17 protein-coding genes and 1 tRNA gene are annotated in these 23,532 nt (G+C 40.5%); 7 read left to right on the top strand and 11 right to left on the bottom strand.

Translation table 11 applies throughout. The features are described 5' to 3' along the window. Positions 1-10: 10 nt before the first annotated feature. The 5 genes from CGC64_RS13225 to CGC64_RS13205 all read left to right on the top strand — a co-directional run bounded on the left by CGC64_RS13225 (position 11) and on the right by CGC64_RS13205 (position 5,739). Positions 11-946: a DUF362 domain-containing protein gene (locus tag CGC64_RS13225; protein WP_005675936.1), complete on the top strand. Its 936-nt coding sequence runs from the start codon at positions 11-13 to the stop codon at positions 944-946. A 7-nt stretch (positions 947-953) separates the two neighbouring features. Next, on the top strand, positions 954-2,459 hold the full coding sequence (locus tag CGC64_RS13220; RefSeq protein ID WP_005675937.1) for a 4Fe-4S binding protein: 1,506 nt from the start codon (positions 954-956) through the stop codon (positions 2,457-2,459). Between the two features lie 115 nt (positions 2,460-2,574). Then, a complete protein-coding gene (locus CGC64_RS13215) occupies positions 2,575-3,381 on the top strand; it encodes a patatin-like phospholipase family protein (RefSeq protein ID WP_005675938.1) in 807 nt (268 codons plus the stop codon). A gap of 49 nt (positions 3,382-3,430) precedes the next feature. After that, complete coding sequence (locus CGC64_RS13210) at positions 3,431-5,128, top strand: alpha-amylase family protein (protein ID WP_005675940.1); 1,698 nt, start codon at positions 3,431-3,433, stop codon at positions 5,126-5,128. A gap of 134 nt (positions 5,129-5,262) precedes the next feature. Then, a complete protein-coding gene (locus CGC64_RS13205; RefSeq protein WP_005675941.1) occupies positions 5,263-5,739 on the top strand; it encodes a PepSY-like domain-containing protein in 477 nt (158 codons plus the stop codon). Positions 5,740-5,799: 60 nt separating this feature from the next. Here the strand turns inward: CGC64_RS13205 and CGC64_RS13200 are convergent, their stop codons facing one another. From CGC64_RS13200 to CGC64_RS13175, 6 genes are all read right to left on the bottom strand, one after another. Next, a complete protein-coding gene (locus CGC64_RS13200) occupies positions 5,800-7,812 on the bottom strand; it encodes an alpha amylase C-terminal domain-containing protein (protein WP_005675942.1) in 2,013 nt (670 codons plus the stop codon). An 18-nt stretch (positions 7,813-7,830) separates the two neighbouring features. After that, positions 7,831-8,277 (bottom strand): YhcH/YjgK/YiaL family protein, encoded by a 447-nt coding sequence (locus CGC64_RS13195; RefSeq protein WP_005675943.1) that lies wholly within the window; start codon positions 8,275-8,277, stop codon positions 7,831-7,833. Positions 8,278-8,310: 33 nt separating this feature from the next. After that, complete coding sequence (locus CGC64_RS13190; protein WP_005675944.1) at positions 8,311-8,985, bottom strand: DUF2461 domain-containing protein; 675 nt, start codon at positions 8,983-8,985, stop codon at positions 8,311-8,313. A gap of 278 nt (positions 8,986-9,263) precedes the next feature. Beyond that, complete coding sequence (locus CGC64_RS13185; RefSeq protein ID WP_005675945.1) at positions 9,264-9,860, bottom strand: aminotransferase class IV family protein; 597 nt, start codon at positions 9,858-9,860, stop codon at positions 9,264-9,266. After that, positions 9,844-10,842 carry an aminodeoxychorismate synthase component I gene (locus tag CGC64_RS13180; protein WP_005675946.1) on the bottom strand — a complete coding sequence of 333 codons (999 nt, stop codon included), beginning with the start codon at positions 10,840-10,842 and terminating at the stop codon, positions 9,844-9,846. Before CGC64_RS13180 ends, CGC64_RS13185 begins: the two co-directional genes overlap by 17 nt. Positions 10,843-10,969: 127 nt before the next feature. After that, complete coding sequence (locus CGC64_RS13175; protein WP_005675948.1) at positions 10,970-11,704, bottom strand: tetratricopeptide repeat protein; 735 nt, start codon at positions 11,702-11,704, stop codon at positions 10,970-10,972. 537 nt (positions 11,705-12,241) lie between these two features. On the opposite strand from CGC64_RS13175, the gene CGC64_RS13170 reads away from it, so the two are divergent. Then, positions 12,242-12,315, top strand: a tRNA-Arg gene (locus tag CGC64_RS13170). A 131-nt stretch (positions 12,316-12,446) separates the two neighbouring features. On the opposite strand, the gene CGC64_RS13165 is transcribed toward CGC64_RS13170, so the two are convergent. The 4 genes from CGC64_RS13165 to CGC64_RS13150 are packed head-to-tail and all read right to left on the bottom strand — an operon-like array spanning position 12,447 to position 21,052. Then, the gene (locus tag CGC64_RS13165) at positions 12,447-14,486 is read right to left on the bottom strand and encodes a toxin-antitoxin system YwqK family antitoxin (protein ID WP_032855023.1); all 2,040 of its coding nucleotides are present in this window, start codon (positions 14,484-14,486) and stop codon (positions 12,447-12,449) included. A gap of 20 nt (positions 14,487-14,506) precedes the next feature. Beyond that, the gene (locus CGC64_RS13160; protein WP_005675951.1) at positions 14,507-15,961 is read right to left on the bottom strand and encodes an AbgT family transporter; all 1,455 of its coding nucleotides are present in this window, start codon (positions 15,959-15,961) and stop codon (positions 14,507-14,509) included. A gap of 12 nt (positions 15,962-15,973) precedes the next feature. Beyond that, positions 15,974-16,702: a DUF5932 domain-containing protein gene (locus CGC64_RS13155; RefSeq protein WP_005675953.1), complete on the bottom strand. Its 729-nt coding sequence runs from the start codon at positions 16,700-16,702 to the stop codon at positions 15,974-15,976. Between the two features lie 36 nt (positions 16,703-16,738). Further along, the gene (locus CGC64_RS13150) at positions 16,739-21,052 is read right to left on the bottom strand and encodes a sensor histidine kinase (protein ID WP_081447284.1); all 4,314 of its coding nucleotides are present in this window, start codon (positions 21,050-21,052) and stop codon (positions 16,739-16,741) included. A 153-nt stretch (positions 21,053-21,205) separates the two neighbouring features. On the opposite strand from CGC64_RS13150, the gene CGC64_RS13145 reads away from it, so the two are divergent. Then, entirely contained in the window at positions 21,206-22,144 is a 939-nt protein-coding gene (locus CGC64_RS13145; protein WP_005675955.1) for a ribose-phosphate pyrophosphokinase, read from the top strand. A gap of 140 nt (positions 22,145-22,284) precedes the next feature. On the opposite strand, the gene CGC64_RS13140 is transcribed toward CGC64_RS13145, so the two are convergent. Further along, positions 22,285-23,454, bottom strand: a complete 1,170-nt coding sequence (locus tag CGC64_RS13140) for a phosphatidylinositol-4-phosphate 5-kinase (protein WP_005675956.1) — start codon at positions 23,452-23,454, stop codon at positions 22,285-22,287. Positions 23,455-23,532 lie beyond the last annotated feature (78 nt).

The following is a 23,532-nucleotide window of genomic DNA, read 5'->3' as shown; positions in this document are numbered from 1 at the left end:
AAATAGAAAAATGGACAGAAGGGACTTTTTAAAAACAGTAGCCATAACCGGTGCTGCTTTGACTATACAGCACTCGGAAGCTATGGAGGTATTAACTCAGACTATCAATAAAGCAAACGGAGCTAACCCTGATCTGGTAGCAGTCATGGGTGGAGAGCCGGAAGCCATGTTCCGCCGCGCCATAAGCGAACTGGGTGGGATGAAGCAATTCGTTAAACCAGGACAAAAGGTTGTTGTGAAGCCTAACATCGGTTGGGACAAGGTGCCGGAACTGGCAGGAAATACAAATCCGAAGTTAGTGGCGGAAATCGTGAAACAATGCTTTGCCGCCGGAGCAAAAGAAGTGACCGTATTTGACCATACCTGTGACGACTGGCAGAAATGCTATAAAAACAGTGGCATTGAAGCTGTAGCAAAAGCCGCCGGAGCAAAAGTAATGCCCGCACATCTGGAATCTTACTACAAACCGGTAGATCTCCCAAGCGGCAAAAAAATGAAGAAAGCAAAAGTGCATGAAGCAATCCTGAACTGCGACGTATGGATAAATGTCCCTATCCTGAAAAACCATGGCGGAGCCAATCTGACTATCTCCATGAAAAACCATATGGGAATTGTATGGGATCGCGGATTCTTTCACCAAAACGACTTGCAACAATGTATTGCCGATATTTGTACCCTGCAAAAGAAAGCCGCGCTGAACGTTGTAGATGCCTACCGGATTATGAAGACTAACGGTCCTCGCGGACGCTCTGCTTCAGATGTCGTTTTGGCAAAGGGATTGTTTATCTCACCGGATATTGTAGCGGTGGACACAGCCGCTGCCAAATTCTTCAACCAAGTGCGTGAGATGCCGTTGGATACAGTAGGACATCTTGCCAAAGGAGAAGCACTGAAAGTAGGAACCATGAATCTTGACAAATTAAATGTCAAGCGAATCAAGATGTAAATCAACCATGTTAAGAAAGATACGTATTGGAATATCAGCACTTTTTTTTGTACTGATTACTTTCTTTTTTCTCGATTTCGCAGAAATATTACCTAACAGTTTTCATCGTCTGGCACACTTGCAATTTGTTCCAGCTTTGCTTTCATTAAGTGTAGGTATCTTATTATTTCTCATTGTGTTAACACTTTTATTCGGCCGTATCTATTGTTCGACGATATGTCCTATGGGGATTTTGCAAGATATCATTGCGCGCCTGTCAAAATCAACAAGTAAAAAGAAAAAAAGATATAGTTACAGTCCTGCAAAAAATAGATTACGTTGGAGTGTGCTTGGGGGGACTGTCATCTCTTTTCTATGCGGATTCACGTTTATCGTAGGACTGCTTGAGCCATACAGCGCATACGGTCGGATAGTAGTACATGTATTTAAACCGATATATATGCTGGGAAATAATCTTTTGGAATCCGCTTTCTCCAAGTTCGACAATTATACGTTTTACCAGGTGGATACTTCTATTTTAAGTATTTCATCTCTTTTCATTGCAGTCGTCATACTTACAATGATTTTTATAATGGCATGGAAGCACGGACGGACTTGGTGCAACACGATTTGTCCTGTAGGAACAATTTTAGGCTTATTAAGCCGGTTCTCATTATTCAAAGTCCGCATTGACTCCGACAAGTGTAACAGTTGCGGACTCTGCGCTACCAAATGTAAGGCAGCGTGCATCAATAGTAAAGAGCATACTATTGATTATGGTCGTTGTGTAGATTGCTTTGACTGCCTGGGGGGCTGCAAACAAAAGGCATTGATCTACCAACCTTCACTCTCCCCTACCGATTCATCCAAACGTCGTTTTCTCGTTGCAGGACTACTTACTGCCGGAGCAGTTCCGAAACTACTTTCACAAGTTAAAGAATCCGTTGCAAGTCTGGAAGGTAAAAAAGTATACAAAAAAGAGAATCCGGTTACTCCGCCGGGGTCTGTCAGCCGTGAACATTTTCAGCAGCAATGTACATCGTGCCATCTTTGTATCAGCAAATGCCCATCGCATGTACTGAAGCCAGCTTTCATGGAGTATGGCTTGGCAGGAGTAATGCAACCTACCGTCAGTTTCGAGAAAGGATTCTGCAATTTTGATTGTACTGTTTGCGGAGATGTTTGTCCTAACGGGGCTATTCTTCCGATAAGTGTAAAGCAAAAACATCTTACACAAATGGGATATGTTGTTTTTATCGAGGAAAATTGCATCGTTTATACAGACGGAACTAGTTGTGGGGCCTGCTCTGAACACTGTCCCACGCAGGCTGTCGCAATGGTGCCTTATAAAGACGGGTTGACGATTCCCCATGTAAATAAAGAGATTTGCGTAGGCTGTGGTGGATGCGAATATGTTTGCCCTGCTCGTCCGTTCCGTGCTATCTATATTGAAGGGAATCCGGTACAGAAGGAAGCAAAACCATTTAAAGAAAGCGAAGAGCACAAGGGTGAAATAGACGATTTTGGGTTCTGATCGGCGTAGTACCGGAACAAAGTTTCCATCCGGCATACTAAAAACTATCCATTATATTTCTTCTACTTTCAATAAATTCACTAAATTCGTGGCGAATTAAAGACAGAAAAAACTCATGGAGGTATATACAAACAATTGGACGAACCGGAAATATCAGATAGGTTATGCTCTAAGTGGAGGATTTATTAAAGGATTCGCTCATTTGGGCGTAATGCAAGCTCTCCTGGAGCATGATATTAAACCGGATATTATCTCCGGAGTAAGCGCTGGAGCTCTTGCGGGAGTCTTTTATGCAGATGGTAATGAACCTCACAAAGTGCTGGATTATTTTTCCGGACACAAATTTCAAGACCTGACCAAGCTGGTAATCCCCAAGAAAGGATTATTTGACCTTTGCGAATTTATAGATTTCCTTCGTACCAATGTAAAAGCAAAGAATCTGGAAGAACTCCAGATTCCCTTGATCATCACGGCAACCGATCTTGACCACGGACGTATGGTTCATTTTCACCGTGGTTCCATTGCCGAACGGGTAGCTGCTTCGTGCTGTATGCCTGTCATGTTTGCTCCGGTAAATATTGATGGAACGAACTACGTAGACGGTGGATTGATGATGAATCTCCCGGTTTCCACTCTCCGTAGAGTCTGTGACAAGGTAGTAGCAGTTAATGTAAGCCCGATCATGGCGCAAGATTATAAAATGAATATTGTCAGCATCGCTATGCGTTCGTTTCATTTCATGTTCCGTGCCAATACTTTCCCTGAAAGAGAAAAATGTGATTTGCTGATTGAACCTTATAACCTATATGGGTATAGCAACACGGAATTGGAAAAAGCGGAAGAAATCTTCGAGCAAGGATATAATACCGCTAACGGAGTGCTGAATCAATTATTAGTTGAAAAAGGAAAAATCTGGAAGTAATGCTTTTTATTGAAGTAGTTAATATTAGAAATGTAAAAATCTACTCTATATGAATAACGAAAATAAAATAATTATCTATCAAGTGTTCACCCGGCTGTTCGGCAACAATAATAACCACTGCGTCTACAATGGAGATATAGTCACCAACGGTTGCGGAAAAATGGCGGATTTTACTCTCAAAGCACTTAGTGAAATCAAAAAACTGGGTACTACACATATTTGGTACACAGGTATTATTGAGCATGCTACTCAGACAGATTATCGTCGCTATAATATCAGTCCGGATCATCCTGCCATTGTAAAAGGAAAAGCCGGTTCGCCCTATGCTATCAAAGATTATTATGATGTAGACCCTGACTTGGCGAATGACATTCCCGAACGAATGAGAGAATTCGAGAATCTTGTACGACGTACACATCGTGCGGGACTAAAAGTTATAATTGATTTTGTTCCCAACCATGTAGCACGCCAATACCATTCTGATGCACAACCGGACGGGACAACGGAATTGGGAGCTAACGATGATTCAAGCCAGTCTTTCAGTCCCTATAATAATTTCTATTATATTCCTCAAGCTGAACTTCGTGCCCAGTTTGACATGAAAGACGGTGCGACAGAACCTTATCACGAATTCCCGGCTAAAGCAACAGGCAATAATCGTTTTGACGCTACTCCCAATATCACTGACTGGTATGAGACAATCAAATTGAATTATGGAGTAGACTACCAGAATGGAGGTACGTGCCACTTTTCTCCGATTCCGGATACATGGATAAAGATGTTGGATATTCTTCTGTTCTGGGCTTCCAAAGACATTGACGGTTTCCGTTGTGATATGGCGGAAATGGTTCCCGTAGAATTTTGGGAATGGGCTATTCCTCAAGTCAAAGAAGCATATCCGGACATTCTCTTTATTGCAGAAGTCTACAATCCGAATGAATATCGCAATTATTTGTTCCGTGGAAAATTCGACTATCTGTACGATAAAGTAGGCTTATATGATACACTTCGTAATGTAGCCTGTGGATATGAGTCGGCTGCTTCTATCACTCATTGCTGGCAGAGTCTGAACGGAATTGAGAAAAAGATGCTTAATTTCCTCGAAAACCACGATGAGCAACGCATTGCGTCCGATTTCTTTGCCGGTGACCCACGCAAAGGAATCCCTGCACTTATTGTTTCCGCCTGCATGAATACTAATCCTATGATGATTTACTTCGGACAGGAATTTGGAGAACCCGGAATGGACAGTGAGGGCTTCAGCGGAAGGGATGGACGGACTACTATATTTGATTATTGGAGTATAGACAGCATCCGTCGTTGGCGTAACGGAGGAAAATTTGATGGTAAAATGCTCAATGAAGATCATAAACGTTTATATGAAATTTATCAAAGAGTGCTGACTTTGTGTAATGAAGAACTGGCTATTGCAAAGGGTGTTTTCTTTGACCTGATGTATGCTAATCAAAATGGCTGGCGTTTCAATGAACATAAGCAATATACTTTTATGCGAAAATACAAGAACGAGCTATTGTTTATCATTGTCAATTTCGACAGTCAACTAGTAGATGTAGCAATCAATGTTCCCTCACACGCTTTCGACTTTTTACAAATTCCACAAATGGAATCCTATCAGGCTGTTGATCTTTTGACCGGTGCGAAAGAAGAAATCAGCTTATTGCCATATAAAGCTACGGAAGTTTCAGTTAGAGGCTACAATGGAAAGATACTGAAAATTGCATTCTGAAAAAGACGAAAAACCCTATATTCCCCTATAACCCGATCACACCATAATGACCGGGTTATTTTATATGTATCATTCAAACAAATAGTCATGATAGCTGTTTAGGTAGATAAATAATCTCCTAAACCATAAAGCTTATGAAGAAATTTAATATTATGGCGGTTCTGTTACTATTTTCCATATCAGTATTAGCGATTGTACCTCCTGATAATGTGCAGGCTACCTTCAAGAAAATGTATCCCAAAACAAATGATATAGCCTGGTCGCAAGATGACGGATACTATTGTGCCAATTTTGTAATGAACGGTTTCACCAAAAATGTATGGTTCAATGCGCAGGGACAATGGGAAATGACGCAGACTGATCTTGTCAGTCTCGATCGGCTGACACCTGTGGTCTATAATGCTTTTACATTTAGTTCTTATGCAAGTTGGGTTGCGGAAGATGTGACTATGGTAGAATTTCCTAAATGGCAGGCAATCATTGTTATTGAGGTAGGACAAGATAATGTTGACATTAAATATCAGTTGTTCTATACTCCTAAAGGGATATTGCTAAAAACACGCAATGTCAGTTATATGTACGACATTCTCGGTCCGGGCACATTCTTATAAAGAAAGCCCTTGCAAATCCAAGTATAGAAAATTTGCAAGGGCTTCTTTATTAATATATATCTACTTCTTCTTTCTCAACACTACGGCAGTACGTGCAGGAATATAAAGTTTCAACCATTCTTTCTTTTCTTTCTTATACAAAGGATCGGCAATCGTGAAGTGAACCACAGAATCATCGGCAAAGCCATTACCACCGAATGCTATATTATCCGTATTCAGAATCACCTCATAAGCTCCCGGAGCTACAAGGAAACCATAGTCTGTAAACGACTGCTTCGGATTGAAGTTAAATACAAAAATCAAATCCTTACGCTCATAAGCCAATACCTGGTCGCCGTCATTATGCCATATTTCTTGTATCGGGGTTGCCTGGAAATCCTTCACACTCTTAATGACTTTCAACATTTCTTCATCGAAGTCACCCATATAGTGATAGGCTAGATTCTTATTGTCGACCAGATCCCATTGGCGACGGGCATATTTGCAAGACCAACCGTTACCCTCACGCGGGAAGTCAATCCATTCGGGATGCCCGAACTCATTACCCATAAAGTTCAGATAACCACCGTTAATTGTGGAAGAGGTCAACAGGCGAATCATCTTATGCAAAGCAATACCACGATTGACTATATAATTTTCATCTCCCTTCTGCATGTGCCAATACATATCCGCATCAATCAGACGGAAAACAATCGTCTTATCTCCTACCAATGCTTGGTCATGGCTTTCTGCATAAGAAATAGTTTTTTCATCCTGGCGACGGTTAGTGACTTCCCAGAACATGCTGGAAGGTTTCCAGTCCTCATCTATCTTTTCTTTGATTGTCTTAATCCAGTAATCCGGAATATTCATAGCCATGCGGTAGTCGAATCCGTAACCACCATCTTCTACTTTTGCAGCCAATCCCGGCATACCGGACACCTCCTCAGCAATCGTTATCGCTTTTGGATTCACTTGATGAATCACTTCATTAGCTAAGGTCAGATAACAGATAGCATTATCATCCTGATGTCCGTTGAAGTAATCTCCGTAATTACAGAACGCTTCACCCAATCCGTGACTATAATACAGCATGGACGTTACACCGTCAAAACGGAATCCATCGAATTTATATTCTTCCAGCCAGTATTTACAGTTAGACAACAAGAAGTGAACGACTTCATTCTTGCCATAGTCAAAACAAAGAGAATCCCACGCCGGATGTTCACGACGCCCTCCCGGATAGAAATACTGGTTCGGATCACCGGCAAAATTACCCAATCCTTCTACCTCATTCTTCACTGCATGGGAATGAACAATATCCATAATAACAGCGATACCCATTCCATGAGCAGTATCGATCAACTCCTTCAACTCATCAGGAGTACCGAAACGGGAAGAAGCGGCAAAGAAACTGGATACGTGGTAACCGAAACTTCCATAATAAGGATGTTCCTGAATAGCCATTATCTGAATACAATTATACCCTTCTTTGGCAATGCGGGGAAGCACCTTTTCACGGAATTCATTATATGAACCTACTTTCTCTTCCTGTTGTGCCATTCCGATGTGACATTCATAAATCAACAGAGGACTTGTGTTAGGTTTAAAAGTCTTTTTCTTGAATTTATAAGGTTTCTCTGGGGCCCATACCTGTGCACTAAAAATTTTCGTCTGTTCATCCTGAACAACACGGGTAGCCCAAGCAGGAATACGTTCTCCCTGTCCACCGTCCCAATATACATTCAGTTTATACAGGTCACCGTGATGAATGGCCCCTTCTGGAAGATTGATTTCCCAAATCCCATTCTTCAGTTTTTTCAGTTTATAGGTAGCCTTTTCTTCCCAGTTGTTGAATGTACCTACCATGTAAATATGACTGGCATTAGGAGCCCATTCACGGAAAGTCCAGCCTTTGGCAGTACGGTGCAATCCAAAATAAAGATAGCCCGAAGCGAAATCCGACAGCGTCTGTTTTCCTTTATTAGTCAGTTCGGCTTCTTTATCCAGCACAAATTGATGCCGGCCGGCAATAGCGTCGGCAAAAGGTTCCAGCCAAGGATCGTTTTTGATAAGATTCAGTGTCTTTTCCATATCTGAATTAAATTAGGATTATGCTTTTACTTTTACAATTACTTTTTTCACTCCGTCCGGGGTAATACCAGGAGCGTGTCCGTCTTGCGGGAAGAAGATAGCAAACATTCCCGGTTTCACGGCAATATAAGTTTCAGCTAATCCTTCAAAGAAAGTGATATCTTTTTCTACATTGTATGGAGCATTTGTCGGGACACAGTCTTTAGCAGCAGTATACCCCATGATTTCTGTTCCCGACAATGGAATTTGAATATCAATAAATTCGTTATGTGTTTCCAGTTTAGCCTCTTCTTTAGTCTTAGGTTTGGTCTGTGCAATATTCACCAGCAGATCTTTTCCTTTCAGTTCAGTCTTACCGATTTCCATGGCTTGAAGATCATGAGATTTCAGGAACTCAATAGCTTGTGCAAACAAAGGATTTAAAGACGCATATTTCTCCAGATTTTCTAAAGTATCTACTACCATAAGAGTTTTATTTAAAAGTTTATATTCTAGGTATTATTCAAAATCGTCAATTGTGTAATTGATAAAGTCGGCAAATCGCTTGAATTGGCGGAATACTTTATCTATCTGTTCCAACATATCCGGTTGGGCGAAGAAGTCATCGGGGACATTATAAGAACAGACATATTCTTTACACTTCAAATAATCAATGTATTTAAAATCTTTTGGAAAGCCCTTAGGAGCAGTTTTCAGGAAGTCTTCCCCTATCACCGGAAAGTATTTCTTAAACTCCGGATCTTCTACGATCGCAACAAATTCCTCAATATTGTCATAAATTGACTGCCGCACAGCTTTTAGTACGTTAGACGGCAGGCATAAGCTCCCTCCGGCAAGCATAGATCCAGCAGGTTGCAGATGCACATAATAGCCACAATGATCGGATTTTTTTCCTTTTGCATTGATATAACCGCCAAAATGTATTTTATACGGAGTTTTATCCGTAGAAAAGCGTGTATCACGATAAATACGATACGTACAATCTTTAGGTTGGATGCCTCGAATTGATTCGTCGAACAAGGAGATACGGGCAATAACTGTTGCTAAGAAATTTTCAAACTCGACACGGGCTGTTTCATACTCCGCCCTGTGTTCATTGAACCAGTCACGATTATTATTCGCAGAAAGATCTTTTAAAAACTGAAAGATAACGGGTATGTTCATCTTTATCATTTTCTATTATTACCCTACAAACGTACAAATTTTATTTCATATAAACTACAAAACGCAACAAAAGGACATAAAAAAAGCATCGGCCTGGTAAAACCGATGCTCTAACACATTTATCAAAAAAACAGACTCTTCTGTCTCTGACGTACTTTAGCTTTCACAAGTGGAGTACAATCTCTTTTAATTAATCTTATATCTAATACTATGAAAAACACATAAATATAACAGACGAAAGAACACCTTTGTTCAAAGGTTCTCTAAATATTTCTGTTAATAATAGTTTATAGAATTAAATGTTTTTCATCAATCGGTATCACGATTTGTCCCCAATCAATCATCGCATTGAATAACATAATACGGAAATAGCTTCCCAACTGTGTATGCAATATCTCCTTTTCTTGAATCAAATGCTTGTCCAGAAGTTCAGCCCGCTTGATTCCCTTGAGTAGCGGGCACGACGGAGTAAACCATGTATTGCCGTCATAAAGAGCTATATTGGAAATAGATGTATCCGTCAGGTATCCGTTTCTTACCACTAATATATCATCAGCCGTTTCTCTCTGGGCGTACAATGAATTTAGTTCTTCCCGATTCGTACTTTTATAAGTATAATCAATAGTATCCGACGTAACCAGACGTAAAGAGGAAACTTTGCGCCTCTGATAAGGAACGTATGTAATTTCTTCTATCGCCTTTCCGTAAACAATCCGGCATTTCCAGATACCTTCCAATGATTGGGGAGAAATAAATTCACCTAAGTCAATATCGGCAACATCTTGCCAGAAGGCGGCACGAGTCCGGTTGCAACGTTCCGTATGATAATTGATATTATAAATCTTTCCATCTTCTATTCGGATCGTTTCAATAAATGGGCACATATACTTTCTGTTTCATTTCATTATATTCATTTTCCACATCACTTTGGCTGGTAATCCCACCCCCACTCTTAAAATACATTTTACCACCCTCCTGCTCCACAAAACGGATCATAACTGCGCTATCGAGGTCCTTACCGTCAAAATAGCCCATAATACCTGTATAGAATCCCCTGTCATAGGTTTCAGCCTCCTTGATAATCTGCATTGTTTTTTTCTTCGGAGCTCCTGTGATAGAACCGGCTGGTAAAAGCCGGAATATAATACTTCCCAAATTTGTCAGATAATCATCCGGCAGTACACCCTGTATTTCAGAACTTGTCTGAAGAATACTCCCTTGATTGGTCTGCAATTTATCAATATACCGGTATCGGGATACGGATACTTGTTCGGCCACCATGCTCAAATCATTACGAATCAAATCTACAATAGTGGCATGTTCCGCCGTTTCTTTAGGATCGTTGATTAATAGCCGGTCAGCCGAAGGGGTTGAAGCATTAATCGTTCCCTTCATGGGGTAGGAATATATTCTTCCATTATGAATTCTTATAAATATTTCGGGAGAAAAAACCGTAAAAGCATCTCTGACCCATAATTTATACATAGCTTTTGAATAACAATAGATATCTTTCAAAGTCAGATTTGTTTCTACCGGAGTGCGACAAGTCAAGTTAGTGAGAAAACTATTTCCGGCAAAGATGTTTCGTTGGACAATATCAAACGAATGTTGATATGTAGCCAAAGATTCCGGGAAAGATTGCCAACGAAGTCGCTTTCTTGACAAAAAAGCTATATTATTCTCTGCAAACATGGGCTGATTCGTAAAACCATTCAAGTTATAGAGTATTTCGGCAGGGTCTACCGAAGATACTGCTTCTATATAAGAAGCATCCTGCTGGTAATTAATGATAAAAATAAAAGGACGACAGGATTGCCCTAAATAGTTCATTTGTCTGATAGCCTGTTCTTTTGTATATAACTGCATGGATTTGTTCTATTTTTAAGTGAAGCAAATGTACGCAAAAAGTATAGATTAGAAAAAGGTGCAACAAAAAAAGGGTTGCCACCGTGTCTATCGGGCAACCCTTATTATCTATACGAGATCGGTCAAATTACTTCATTGCATCCTGTACCTGAGGAATCATCTTTTTCACATTTGCGTTGTCAGGAGATACCTTTGCTGCTTCTTCCAAGTAACCTAATGCTTCTTTAAATCTAGCTGTTGCTTTTTCTTTTTCAGCAGCATATTTATCTGCATCAGAGTTTGCTAAAGGAGTTGCTTTTTTCAGGATATTGGCTCCGTCATTATAACACAATACTCCAAGGCTGTACAAAGCATTTGTTTTATATGATTTATGATCCAGAGGAATTACCTTCTTGAAACATTCTTCTGCTTCTTCAGCTTTACCAGCTTTTTGGGCGGCGAGTCCGGCTTTCAAGTAGTGTAAACCATAATTCTTGATCATTGTTTTATTATTCGGATCAACTTTCAAGCCTTCTTCCAATGTAGCAACGTATTCATCTGTTTTCTTCAATGCATCCAAAGCCAAAGCTTTACGGGCATACGCATTACCAGTATTAAACTTCTTCTGAATAGCAATATCAAAGAAAGTTACGGCTTCCGCATACTTCTTCACTTCATCTGCTGCTATACCGCAATAGTATGCTGTTGCAGAATCCTGATTATTAGTTTGTTTCAAATATTCGCTGAACTTAGCGTAGGCCACAGGATAATTCTTAGCATTGAATGCGTCATTTCCTTCTTTCTTAATTTGATTAGGATCCGTTTGTGCAAAAATGTTAGTTACTGCAATACTAAATGCAAATAAAAAAATCAATTTCTTCATAACTTTATGTGTTTTTTAGTTGTTTATCGTCCAAAAGTATAAGGAATAATAGAAAGACACAACCCTATTTTTGTTTTTTTGAGCTTTTTGAAACCTATATAACGTTCGTTATTCTTCGTAAAAACGGGCTTTTATTCTCAAATACAGCGTAAAAGGAATCACCCTTTTACGCCTTTCTCGGCCGTCAAAGGGGTGATACACAAACTGTTTGGGTAACTACTTTTATCAAATAAATATAGTATACAACAAGAAAATGTATAGAGGGATATTTAATGTTCTATGAGGGACAACAGGGAATAAAATCAAATATACTGTCACAAGAGTTCTTCCAAATATCTCCTTTTATTAACTTCCCGAAAAAATGCTATTCATTTGTTTATCTATAAAACACGAATTCAGTCCCCACCTAATTAAATAAAAAAAACTTCTTTCATAAAATACTGATTCATAGCACCAAAGAAAAATATGAATAAAAAAGTTCCAGAAAGTTTTTGAGTTTTCATAAAAAGCACTACCTTTGCATCCGAAAATAAGGCTGGTTCCGTAGCTCAGCTGGATAGAGCAACGCCCTTCTAAGGCGTGGGTCAAGCGTTCGAATCGCTTCGGAATCACAAATAAAATCCGATAACTTGAAAAGAGTTATCGGATTTATTTTTTTATTACTTTCGCTTTTATAGACAACTTCCTTTTGCAGCGCAGAAGATAAACGATTGAACATGTAGGTCAGAATAAGAGAAGTTCTTTAAAACTTCTCTTTACGTTCAAACTTCCCTTCCTCGGTATAATATTTCCAAGTACCCTTAGGTTGGTTATGCGAATATTTACCACGAAGTCTTAATTTTCCATTTTCGTAATATTCACGATAACGTCCGTGACGTTTTCCCTCTTTTACTTCCGCTTCACTCTTTAGTGCTCCTTCCGGATAAAATTCACGTAGAACATTTCCTTCAAACTTTTCGACATAGAAACGTTTCAATTCACTTAACTGTTCTTTCTCGGTCACAACATCTTCATTCATTTCTTCATCTTCCTCATCGGTAGCAACCTCAACAAGTTCTTCCGGTTCGTATGGACTATAATCCATAACATATTGTAAAGAAGCAGACTGGCTATCTCCTATCACTTGCATAGTCCAATAAGGGAAAGAATACAAAACATCCTTATTTGACTGTATCTCATTCCATGTGGCAGGATTCATCATTAGCTTCAACTGGGAATAGAACTTACGTACATCCGTATATAAGAAAATCGTAGAACTGGATTTCAGATATGAAAAAGCATCTTTAAATCCCGGATTGTCTTTCAACAAGTTCTTTTGTTCATAATCCTCTACGAATGAGAGTAAAGATGCAGCTTTATTACTAAAAACAACATAATCATCCACATAAGTATAATAGGGTTTCTCGAACTTATCAAATAGTTTTCCGAAAAACAGTCGGAAGAACCCTTTCATCTCGACATAATTAATTTCAAAGTCCTTATAATTAACAGTTTTAATTTTAACCGGAGTACGACGTTTGACCTTCTTTTCTATAAGTTCCATGTTCTCACGTGCATCCTTTATACTTTTTGCTCTGATAGCCAAAACCAGTTCGGGTTCACGCCCAAGTAACCCCGGTTCAGATTGTGTAATAGCAAACTCTCCAGACATCCAGCTCAAAAAGTTTTCTTCCAAAGAGATACCGAACAGTCCTTCAATCTTTTTTCGGGAATTTTGATACGAATCATACAACTGTTTATCATGAACAGAGAGGGCATTTTCTAATTCCTTCACAAAAGTCATCGGATTATTAAAACCAATATTCGTATAAAGGGCCGTTCGTCCGGACAAGATTTCATGCGCTTTCATTTTATGCTTTCCGGAATTCAGCAAGGCAGTGATATAAGGATCTACTGAATCTTTCTTCAACGTATAACCTTTCACCTCCATTTTATCCTTACCCATATTCAAGTAAAGACCGGCAAAATTCATAGAATTACTGAACATATCAATATATTCATTCCTTGTTCCCAGGTAGATAGACATAAACTGTGGGATACGCTCATAGTTGATAAAAACCCTGACGAGTCCCTTACCGGAAACTAGTTTCTCGGTTTCAATAAAAGCTTGATCAAGTCCGATTTTAGGTTTGTTACGTGAATCAATAGCCGATTCGATAAGCCCGGAAGTATAAGAACCTACCAGATGATTATCCACAAAAGCAATATAAAAGATATCACGCGTATCCGGATCACGCATCTCAAGAATGTTAATGCCACTATGCATCCGGTTAGTAACAGTGAAGCCGCTCATTACAAGAACCGTCTCAAGCTGATCTTTCACCAAGTCCATTTTAGAAGCTTTCTGCATATCCAGAATGAGCAGAAAATCCCAATCAGTCGCGCGGGTTTTATGAAGTGAAATAAGCATATCCCGTTTGCCGACAAGTGACAACAGCACCTTGTTACTTTTCACAACTGAATCAAGTTTTTCCACACTCTTCGTAACTTCCTCAAAAGACTTCGCTTTTTTCAGACATTGCCATGTTTCGCTTCCGCTAAATTTCTCCCAATCTTCAATCGGAGCTGATGATTGAATAATAAATGCCGCATTTTCCGGAACCAGATAAATCTGCTGAATATTACGATCGGGTGAGATAAACAGATAAACCACGGAGTATACTACATATACCGCCAAAGCCAACCCTATCACCACCAAGGTACGTTTTACGATTTGCTTACTACTCTTTTTTGTCGTGGGCTCGGCATATTGCTCTTGTTCCCTGTTGTTTAATTCATTCATGGTTGATTTATTAATATAAATTATAGTCCCATTGGTATCCTCAGTAAATACCAAATAATAAAGAATAGCGTCCATGCAGCTAAAATACCTACAGAGTAGCGCCAAGTGTATTTGAGTAATGTCCCATAAGTAACTTGTTTATCATATTGCCTCATATATGTCAATACCAGAGGCATATAAAACATAAAAGGCGTAATAGCATTTGTCGAGCTGTCACCAATACGGAAAGCGCACTGTGCGATATCCGGAGAGATTCCCATTTGTGCAAACATCGGGATAAAGATAAAAGACATAAATGCCCACTTGGAAGTAGCAGATACCATAATCAGATTGATAAACGCTGTAAACAGGATAAAGAGAACAAGTGCAGACAACGGAGCCGGCTCGAAAGAAGAAAGCAGATCAGCTCCCATAATAGCAAGACACTTATCCAAATGAGAATACTCGAAGCAGGCGAACATTTGAGCGGCAAAAAAAGCAATAACAAAGTAAACACCCAAAAGTTTCATCGGTTGGGTAAGCCCTTCAATCACATCATTGTCGGAACGATAACGACCGGAACTGAACCCGTAAGCCATTCCCGTGATGCCCGCCCCTAAGGAAAGAAGAAAAAGAATTCCGGCAATAAAAGGCGAATGCATCAAACCACCGTTCACGCCACGTAATATCCCATGAGAAGAAAACGTAAGCCATAAGATAAGAGCTACATAAATTCCTGCTACAATAATCGAAATCATTATCGCCCGCCGTTCTTTACGGGACAAGGGCCGATAAGCTTCCACCTTCACGCTTCCTTCATATTTTCCTAAAGCGGGAAGAAGCCATTTCTGAGTCAGCCAGTAAACAATAGCAGTAATTACTACGGTAGAAGCACTCATGAAAAAATAATTGCAAAGTGGTTCGGTATTTCCCTGATATCCTGTCTGAGCTAGTGCAGCTTCCTGAGTGGTATGAGCCAGCAACGGATCCATTGTGCTTAATACAATATTTGCACTATATCCGCATGCCACTGAAACATAAGCCGTAATAATTCCTGCAAGCGGATGAAGTCCTACCCATTGGAACAGCATGGCGGCAATAGGCAATAAGATAATATATCCGCCATCGCCAATAACGTTGGACAACAAGCCAAGAACGATTACCCACAAGATAACCTTCCTTTTCTCCTTCCGGTTCCCCACTCCCAAACGGATGCATGCACCAATAAATCCTGAATGCTGGGCAACCCCCAGTCCGAACATAGCAATAATCACCATACCCAACGGTGCAAATCCGGTAAAGTTCTTGATAGCATTCCGCAACCACCAGCGAATTCCTTCCGGACTCAATAAGCTCTGTACGCGAATCTCCTCACCGGTTTGTGGCAGCGTCACCTTCAATCCATAAATATCACATATCCATGAAAGAAAGACCACTGCTATTGTCAGCAGAAGGAACATCGTAGCGGGGTGAGGCATACGCCATTTATTCTTCATCTGTCTCAAGATTTATTCTTCGTCAGCCTCCAGATTATCCAAGTCAATAATACGTAATTCTAATGCACGCACTGCTAGACGGGTAGCATTTACTCCCACCCGTTCCCCATTAGGGAAAAGGCGTCCTATAAGATCATTCTGTCGTTTTTCCAATGACTTCACTCCGAAAGGCATTCCCTTCAGACTGGCAATCATTTCTTTCGTATATCCTAAAGCCAGATGACGTAAGAAACGCTCATCATACTCATCAATATCATAACTAATCACCGCCTCCTGACGCTTGGCATCGTTAGCTACCGATTTTTTGAAACGATCTACAATCTTTTCCAAAATCGGATAGTTGAAAACTAACTTCTTTCCGTCCATTACAGCCTGCACATCTGTTTTGGTGAGCAGTTCCCCTGTTTTCAGGATAATTCCGTCAGCACCGGCATTGAGCACATCCACCCATAACTTTTCATTCAGAATTTCACCCGTAAATATCAAAACCCGAACTCCTTTGTAACGTTTGAATATATTCCGGCATATATCAACACCGATAGTGGTTGAACCTCCCAATCCTAAATCCAGCAACACCAAATCGGGAAGTTGTGCCTCCATTAACGGCCAGAACTCATTTTCCGTCATAGCTGTACCAATAACCTCTGCATTGGGTATCTCATGGCGAAAAATCTCCTCTGTACCTTTCAACTCCAGTTTTACATCTTCTACAATAATAACTTTAAATTTCTGTTCTTCCATTTCCTTATCTAATAACTTTATATGTGTTCTTTTTCATTATCTGCGTGGAATAGTAAAATAAACCGTAAACCCTCCGCCTTCGGCCGGTTCGGCATTAATACGGCATCCTCTACGCCCTGCAAATTCATCATGATCGCGGATTATCTGCTTACATACGAGATATTCCGTCCCCCTCAATTCTCCCTCTTCTCCGGACGTCATACGTGCCAGATTCGGATAAAATAGTTGATTCAACTCCAACACGCTCTTTTCACGTCTTGTATCCGTGAAAAGAAAACGTATATACTCATCATCCTTACGAGCCTGCAAACGCAATACTCCGTCTTCGTGAACCGTCAATGCTTCATCAATCAGGTTCTCCAATAAGAAACGCAACTGGTTTACATCTCCTATTACTCTTGCATCTATCGGAGCCATCTCCAACTCTATCTTATCCATACGGTTCTTTACAGACTTTTTGAAATATTTTCCGGCAGTTTCGAAAAGCTCTTGAACCGGAATCGTGGTCCGCCGGAAAGTAACCTCTTCCAACTGGCGGGAAGCACATGAACTCAAAATAGTAAAGATCCCCTTATAATATTCAATCAACTCCGTCATAGTCTCCACTGCCTCCTTTTCTTCTTTCTCCGAAAGGTTCTGCGCATTCAGCCGACCTATAATTTGTTTAATCTTATTCGGATAATAAATCGTTTCATGCTTGATAGTCGAAAGACAATTATCAAGTACCATATTCTGTACATGTAACATACTGTCCTCCCAAGACGCCCGTTGCGTTTCCTCATGCGCCGACTCAATATCACGATATTTCGTTGCCAGTTTCACCACAGCGTTAAATACGACAATAGCTACATAACGTGCCACCAGTTCGAAAAGCAAACGGTCAGTTTCCTGTTCCGTCCCTTCTCTTCGTTCCAAATAAAGCACACCGACACATTGGTGTTCACCTCCCGCTTCTACCATGAGAGGTATTGCCTGACGATGTTGCTCGGAAATATATTCTCTTGAATCAAAACATAGCTGCACCATTTCCGGCATTTCCTGTCCGGGACTCGAAGCATATTCCAACAAATGTGTCGTTTCATTATAAACGGCAATCCCCATCCGGTCAATCGTCAACAACTCATTTACCGAGCCGAATGCTTCATCTACGATACGTTGCGGAATCTCTTTGAGCGTACTTTCTTCCCTTTGGAGCGCTTCTGCATTTTCCTGCTCCTGCGGTCGAATCAGGGAAGCAGCAAATACTTTCTGATTAATTTCAAGTACCTGTTCCAAACTCAAACGATTTTGTATCCGCTTCCTCAAATACAAAAGATAATATCCTACCAAAGAAACAATCAACAAAACGAAACAAAGGATAATTCCCACTGTCTTATTAATATTCGAACGTTCTAGTTGCCGACAATATCCTTCCAATGTCTGATCTTCTCCCTGCAACTTATACAAATCTGTAAACGCCGAATTATTATAACTATACGCATCCAGTTGTTTCAATGCCAGAAAAGCAACCGCCGCCTCATTTCTTATATCCAATATCACATGATAATCCGAATCAAAAAGTTCGTTCCACCACAGAATCTCAGCAGGTATACCTTCACCGACGAGCTTCATATACCGATGCGTAGCATCCGGGCGCGCATATTTCTGATAATGCTCATTCAGCAACAATATGGCAGAATCAGCATATTGCAAAGCAATCTCATACTGCTCATCCACATTAGCGAAATAAGCAGCATTGGCATAATCTGATGCAGCATCCAACAAATCTTCATAAGCAGAATCCGTAATAACCACAATCGAATCGGTATCCTGTAACATCGGAGGAATCGGATCATACAGACAAGACCCCATACCAAACGGAAGTAAGAGGCAAAGTAGCACTCCAATTACTTTGCGCACTCCCGAAGGCAAACGGAAATAAAAGCGACTCCCTTTTCCAAGTTCGCTTTCCACGTTGAATACACATACTCGGAACAGTTCATTCGTTTTCTTATATTTCTCGATGATTCCCTTACAATTCATCAATCCGAAGCCACTACCCTTATTTTCCTTCAATTCATCTGCATCCGTGGCATTCTTCATACCGATAACACGTGAATCATACACTTTCTCACCAATAATCTGTGCCACATCTTCGGCTGAGATCCCCCTTCCATTATCTTCTACAGAAATCTCCACATAAGAATCCGTAGTACGTGCATACACCTTGATTACACCTCCCTCAGGAGTATATTTGCGGGCATTCTCGGCCAACGTATTTATCATAAATAGGGTCAGTGCACGGTCCGCCTTCACCATAGCATGGGTCGGTTCAATTTCTAACGTCTGTTCTTTCATCTCAAAGGCACGACGTCCCTTTCCCAATAAATCGAACAACTCATTAAGACCGAATGTTTCAATATTCAGGCTAAGAGTTCCCTGCTTCATCTTGATCCAAAGAGCAAGAATGTCATTATACTCATTGATAGTAGTCACCAGTTCGTCAATATACTGATACTTCTCTTTCTTAATCTTCTCATCGTCAATATAACCTTTCTCTGTCAACTTATGTACCTCGTTCAAAATCCGGTCAATATATGGATTGATGCCATTTACAATCGCCAGACAAGCCTTCTTTATCAGATTCTGGCGTTTATTCCCGGCAATATGCTGCTCGTACACATACCGTTGTTTTTCCAATTGAATCCGTTCGTCGCTCAATGCCTCTACCATTTGTTCATTATCGGCAGCCCAAATAATATATGGCTCAAGCACATGCACCAGCGCTTTCTCGTCTTTGCTTAATCGGTGCACAGGAACAAGTGCCGCTTTCCCCTCTTCGGGTATTTCCAATGTCATCCGTCCTTTGCCGAATAATTGGTCAATTCCTTGCTGAATTAAAGGAACATTCATCGGAATAGAAGAAGTTATATCCCTACATAACGATAGAATCTGTTGTAGTCGTTCCACATCCACCTGATTTCGTGTTTTGGAACTCTTATTGAAGAACCACCAGAGAATAACTACCAGCACCAACCCAACAATGACCACAGATAGTACGAGAGTCATTTGCCGCGAACCTGCTTCCAATGAAATATAGCGGCTCTCCAATTCCTTATCCTGCCGTGTAAAGTTCAGAATATCCAGATAAATATTCCGGTTATAGTCCGATGCGTGCTTCATTCCCAATCCTGCATACGAAACGCTCAACTGCTCGCGAATCCTTGAAATCCATTCGGGAACAGTTTTAACCTTCTCTTCCGTAATCCACGGTACTCCGGTGTAAGTCGTATCCCCTTCGGCATAAGGCCACAATTTGTCCAGTGTATCTGCCTTATAATGATAATAAAGCAGATGATGTTGATTCACACAATCCAGTGCTTTTGTCAATGTATCGAGTGCTTCCGAATAACGACCATGCGCATTCAGATACTTACCGATAGACACATACGCCCCGGCAATCTGATATAAATCATCATATTCCTGAAATTTCTCAAGTGCCAACTGTGCCATACGCAAAGGCATAAGTGAATCCACCGGAAAATCGAATTGGTCGAGTGCATGCGTCCTCCTTACCCGATAAAACTCGAAATTGGCAGGAGAAACCATCAGATTAGCCAATCCTTGCAAACCATTCCCTTCGAAATAAGGGTTCTTACTTTGAACGGCTATCCGCCATGTATAGTAAAGCTGGTCGAACTCACGAAGCTTTCTTTCTTCCGGATTATTTGCTTCCACCAATGAAGCCGAGCCCTTGATATAATGATAATAAAGCAACTGATTGGTATCTGTCAATGCTTCATCCTCCGGAATCTGGTTGAGGGCGTCAATCGCTTCCTGCCGCTGCTGAAGATAATAGTAGTAGATAGACGAAACGATAAAAAACTCGGTAAACGCATAGTCCAGCCGAAGTGTTTCGTGCCGGTCGGCAAAGAGGTCACTTTCTTCGCGGATACGTTTCATGCGGCGAAGCGCACTGTTCCGGTAATCATAATATTCTTTGTTCATTGCCGTCCGTTGGCAGATTTTCATCAGCCCGATATCAGCAATCAGGAGTTCGAGTTCATTCTTTGTCAGCTTATAGACTTCCTTATGTAATGCTTCCGCACGGTCAAAGTCCATATTCATATACGCACAAAAACCAAGATTATTAGAAGCTTCGGCTTTTCCCGATTTGTAAAAATTTACCTGTCGATAGGCCGCATCAGCATATTTGTAGGAAGAATCAAGACTTCGGTAACGATAAGCATACGCCTTCCCGTTCAGCGAATCAATCAACCGTACCTCTTTTGTCGGCACCATATCCGTACACGAAAAAAAAGAGGCAAACAACACTATACCTATTATATATAGAGGAAAGCGTGAACTCATTTTAGTGATTTTCTGTTTTCAGAAAGCAAATCTACAAATATTTCCGATAAGATTGGAGAGAAAAATATTTTTTATACAATAAGTCCTTCTAAATAATAAGAGAAATTCCTACCTTTGCAGGCAAATTAACAAATAGGTAACATCTATTACAAAATGAGCGAAAAAGCACCCTTTATGGTATTCTCGGGAACGAACTCGAGATATCTTGCAGAAAAAATCTGCGCAAGCCTGGATTGTCCTCTGGGAAATATGAACATTACCCATTTTGCCGATGGTGAATTTGCGGTTTCATATGAGGAATCAATTCGTGGCGCACATGTATTCCTGGTTCAATCCACATTCCCAAACTCAGACAACTTAATGGAACTTCTCCTGATGATTGACGCTGCCAAACGTGCATCTGCAAAGAGCGTTGTAGCAGTTGTCCCTTACTTTGGTTGGGCACGTCAGGATAGAAAAGACAAACCTCGTGTATCTATCGGAGCTAAGTTGGTAGCCGATCTACTGTCAGTAGCAGGTATCGACCGACTAATCACAATGGATTTGCACGCAGATCAAATTCAGGGATTCTTCAATATCCCGGTAGACCATCTGTATGCATCAGCCGTATTCCTCCCCTACATCCAGTCGTTGAAACTGGAAGAACTGGTGATTGCTACACCGGATGTAGGAGGTTCAAAACGTGCTAGTACTTTCTCCAAATACCTCGGTGTGCCATTGGTACTCTGTAACAAATCACGTGAAAAAGCAAATGAAGTAGCTTCTATGCAAATCATTGGTGACGTGAAAAACAAAAATGTTGTTTTGATCGATGATATCGTTGACACAGCAGGAACGATCACTAAAGCAGCCAACATTATGTTGGAAGCCGGTGCCAAGTCCGTACGTGCTATTGCCAGCCACTGTGTAATGTCCGACCCTGCTTCATTCCGTGTACAAGAGTCCGGCTTGACAGAAATGGTATTTACTGACAGTATCCCTTACGCAAAGAAATGTGCGAAAGTAAAACAGTTGAGTATTGCCGATATGTTTGCTGAAACTATCAAACGAGTAATGAATAACGAATCTATCAGTTCACAATATATTATTTAATAAAAGAGTCGACTGAAAAATAATAAAATGGATAATGACTGTCATGGTCATTATCCATTTTTATTTTACCCTTCAGGGATAATATACACAAAAAAATAGGCCACGCAATGCGCAGCCTACTATCATTTATCCACAATTCTCTATTGTAATCTTCCGAACTTATATGTTCCTTTTTTAATAACTTTTCCGTCCTTATCAGTTTCTACAAAAGGACCATTCTTTTTTCCCTGTTTGAAAAAACCTTCAAAGCGGTTACCATTCTTGTCGGTCTGTACACCTTGTCCTTCTTCCAGACCGTCTACAAAACCACCTTTATACTGCATTCCGGCAACAGTTTTTAAAGTTCCCTGACCGTTCGGGCGGTTATCTTTCCAGTCGCCCTCATATACGTCTCCGTTACTCCATTTATAAGTACCCTTACCTTCACGTTTATTATTTTTCCACTCACCTTCATACACAGCACCGTTTGCCCAGGTAAAAGTGCCTCTTCCTTCCTGCATACCATCTTTAAAGTTTCCTACATATTTATCACCATTAGCATGATAATAAACCCCTGCACCGGTACGCTCACCTAAGAGATAAGAACCCTCATAGCGGTCTCCTGTATGGAAAAAGTAAGTCCCCTTTCCGTGTTGGATATCATCTGCCCAGTCGCCTTCATATTTATCGCCGTTGGTATATTCAAAAGTACCTTTTCCATGACGGACATCATCTTTCCAATCACCGTCATATTTACAGCCGTCGTCCCAGTTCATGGTTCCTTTGCCGTTTTTCTTGTCATTTTTCCAATGCCCGGAATATTTCGCACCGTTCGCCCAGGTATATGTACCTTCGCCCTCACGTTTATCATTTACCCAATGTCCTACGTATAAATCACCGTTATGATAATACATTGTTCCTTCACCATGCTGATAATCCTGATACCACATACCGTCGTAACGGTTATTATTCATAAAGTAATAAATACCTTTACCATGCTGTTGGTCCTGAAACCATTGACCTTCGTATTTTTCTCCATCAGGGAACATATAAATTCCGAATCCTTCACGTTTTCCTTTTATATACTCCCCTTCGTAGACATCACCGTTCTTAAAGACTGTCTTTCCTTTGCCATTCGGCTTGCGTCCCTTCATCTCTCCCGTATAGACGCTGCCATCCTTAAAAGTATAATTTCCAATCTTTATTTCAGTGGAGAATGTATCTTTTATTTTTCCGAAAAATCCGCTTTTTTTTCCTTCGTTATCTTGTGCCATTGCTCCTCCTTGAGCAAGGAGAGCCAGTAAAAGTGTAGTATATAGATATTTCCTCATTGGTTTTAGTAGTTACTCATTAAAATTACAATTTGGACAAAGATACGATTTCTCTCCCAAAAAAGCCCCCTACCGGAA

Origin of the sequence: Bacteroides caccae (assembly GCF_002222615.2) — a bacterium.
Lineage (GTDB): Bacteria > Bacteroidota > Bacteroidia > Bacteroidales > Bacteroidaceae > Bacteroides > Bacteroides caccae.
This window is presented reverse-complemented; position numbering and strand designations above follow the sequence as displayed.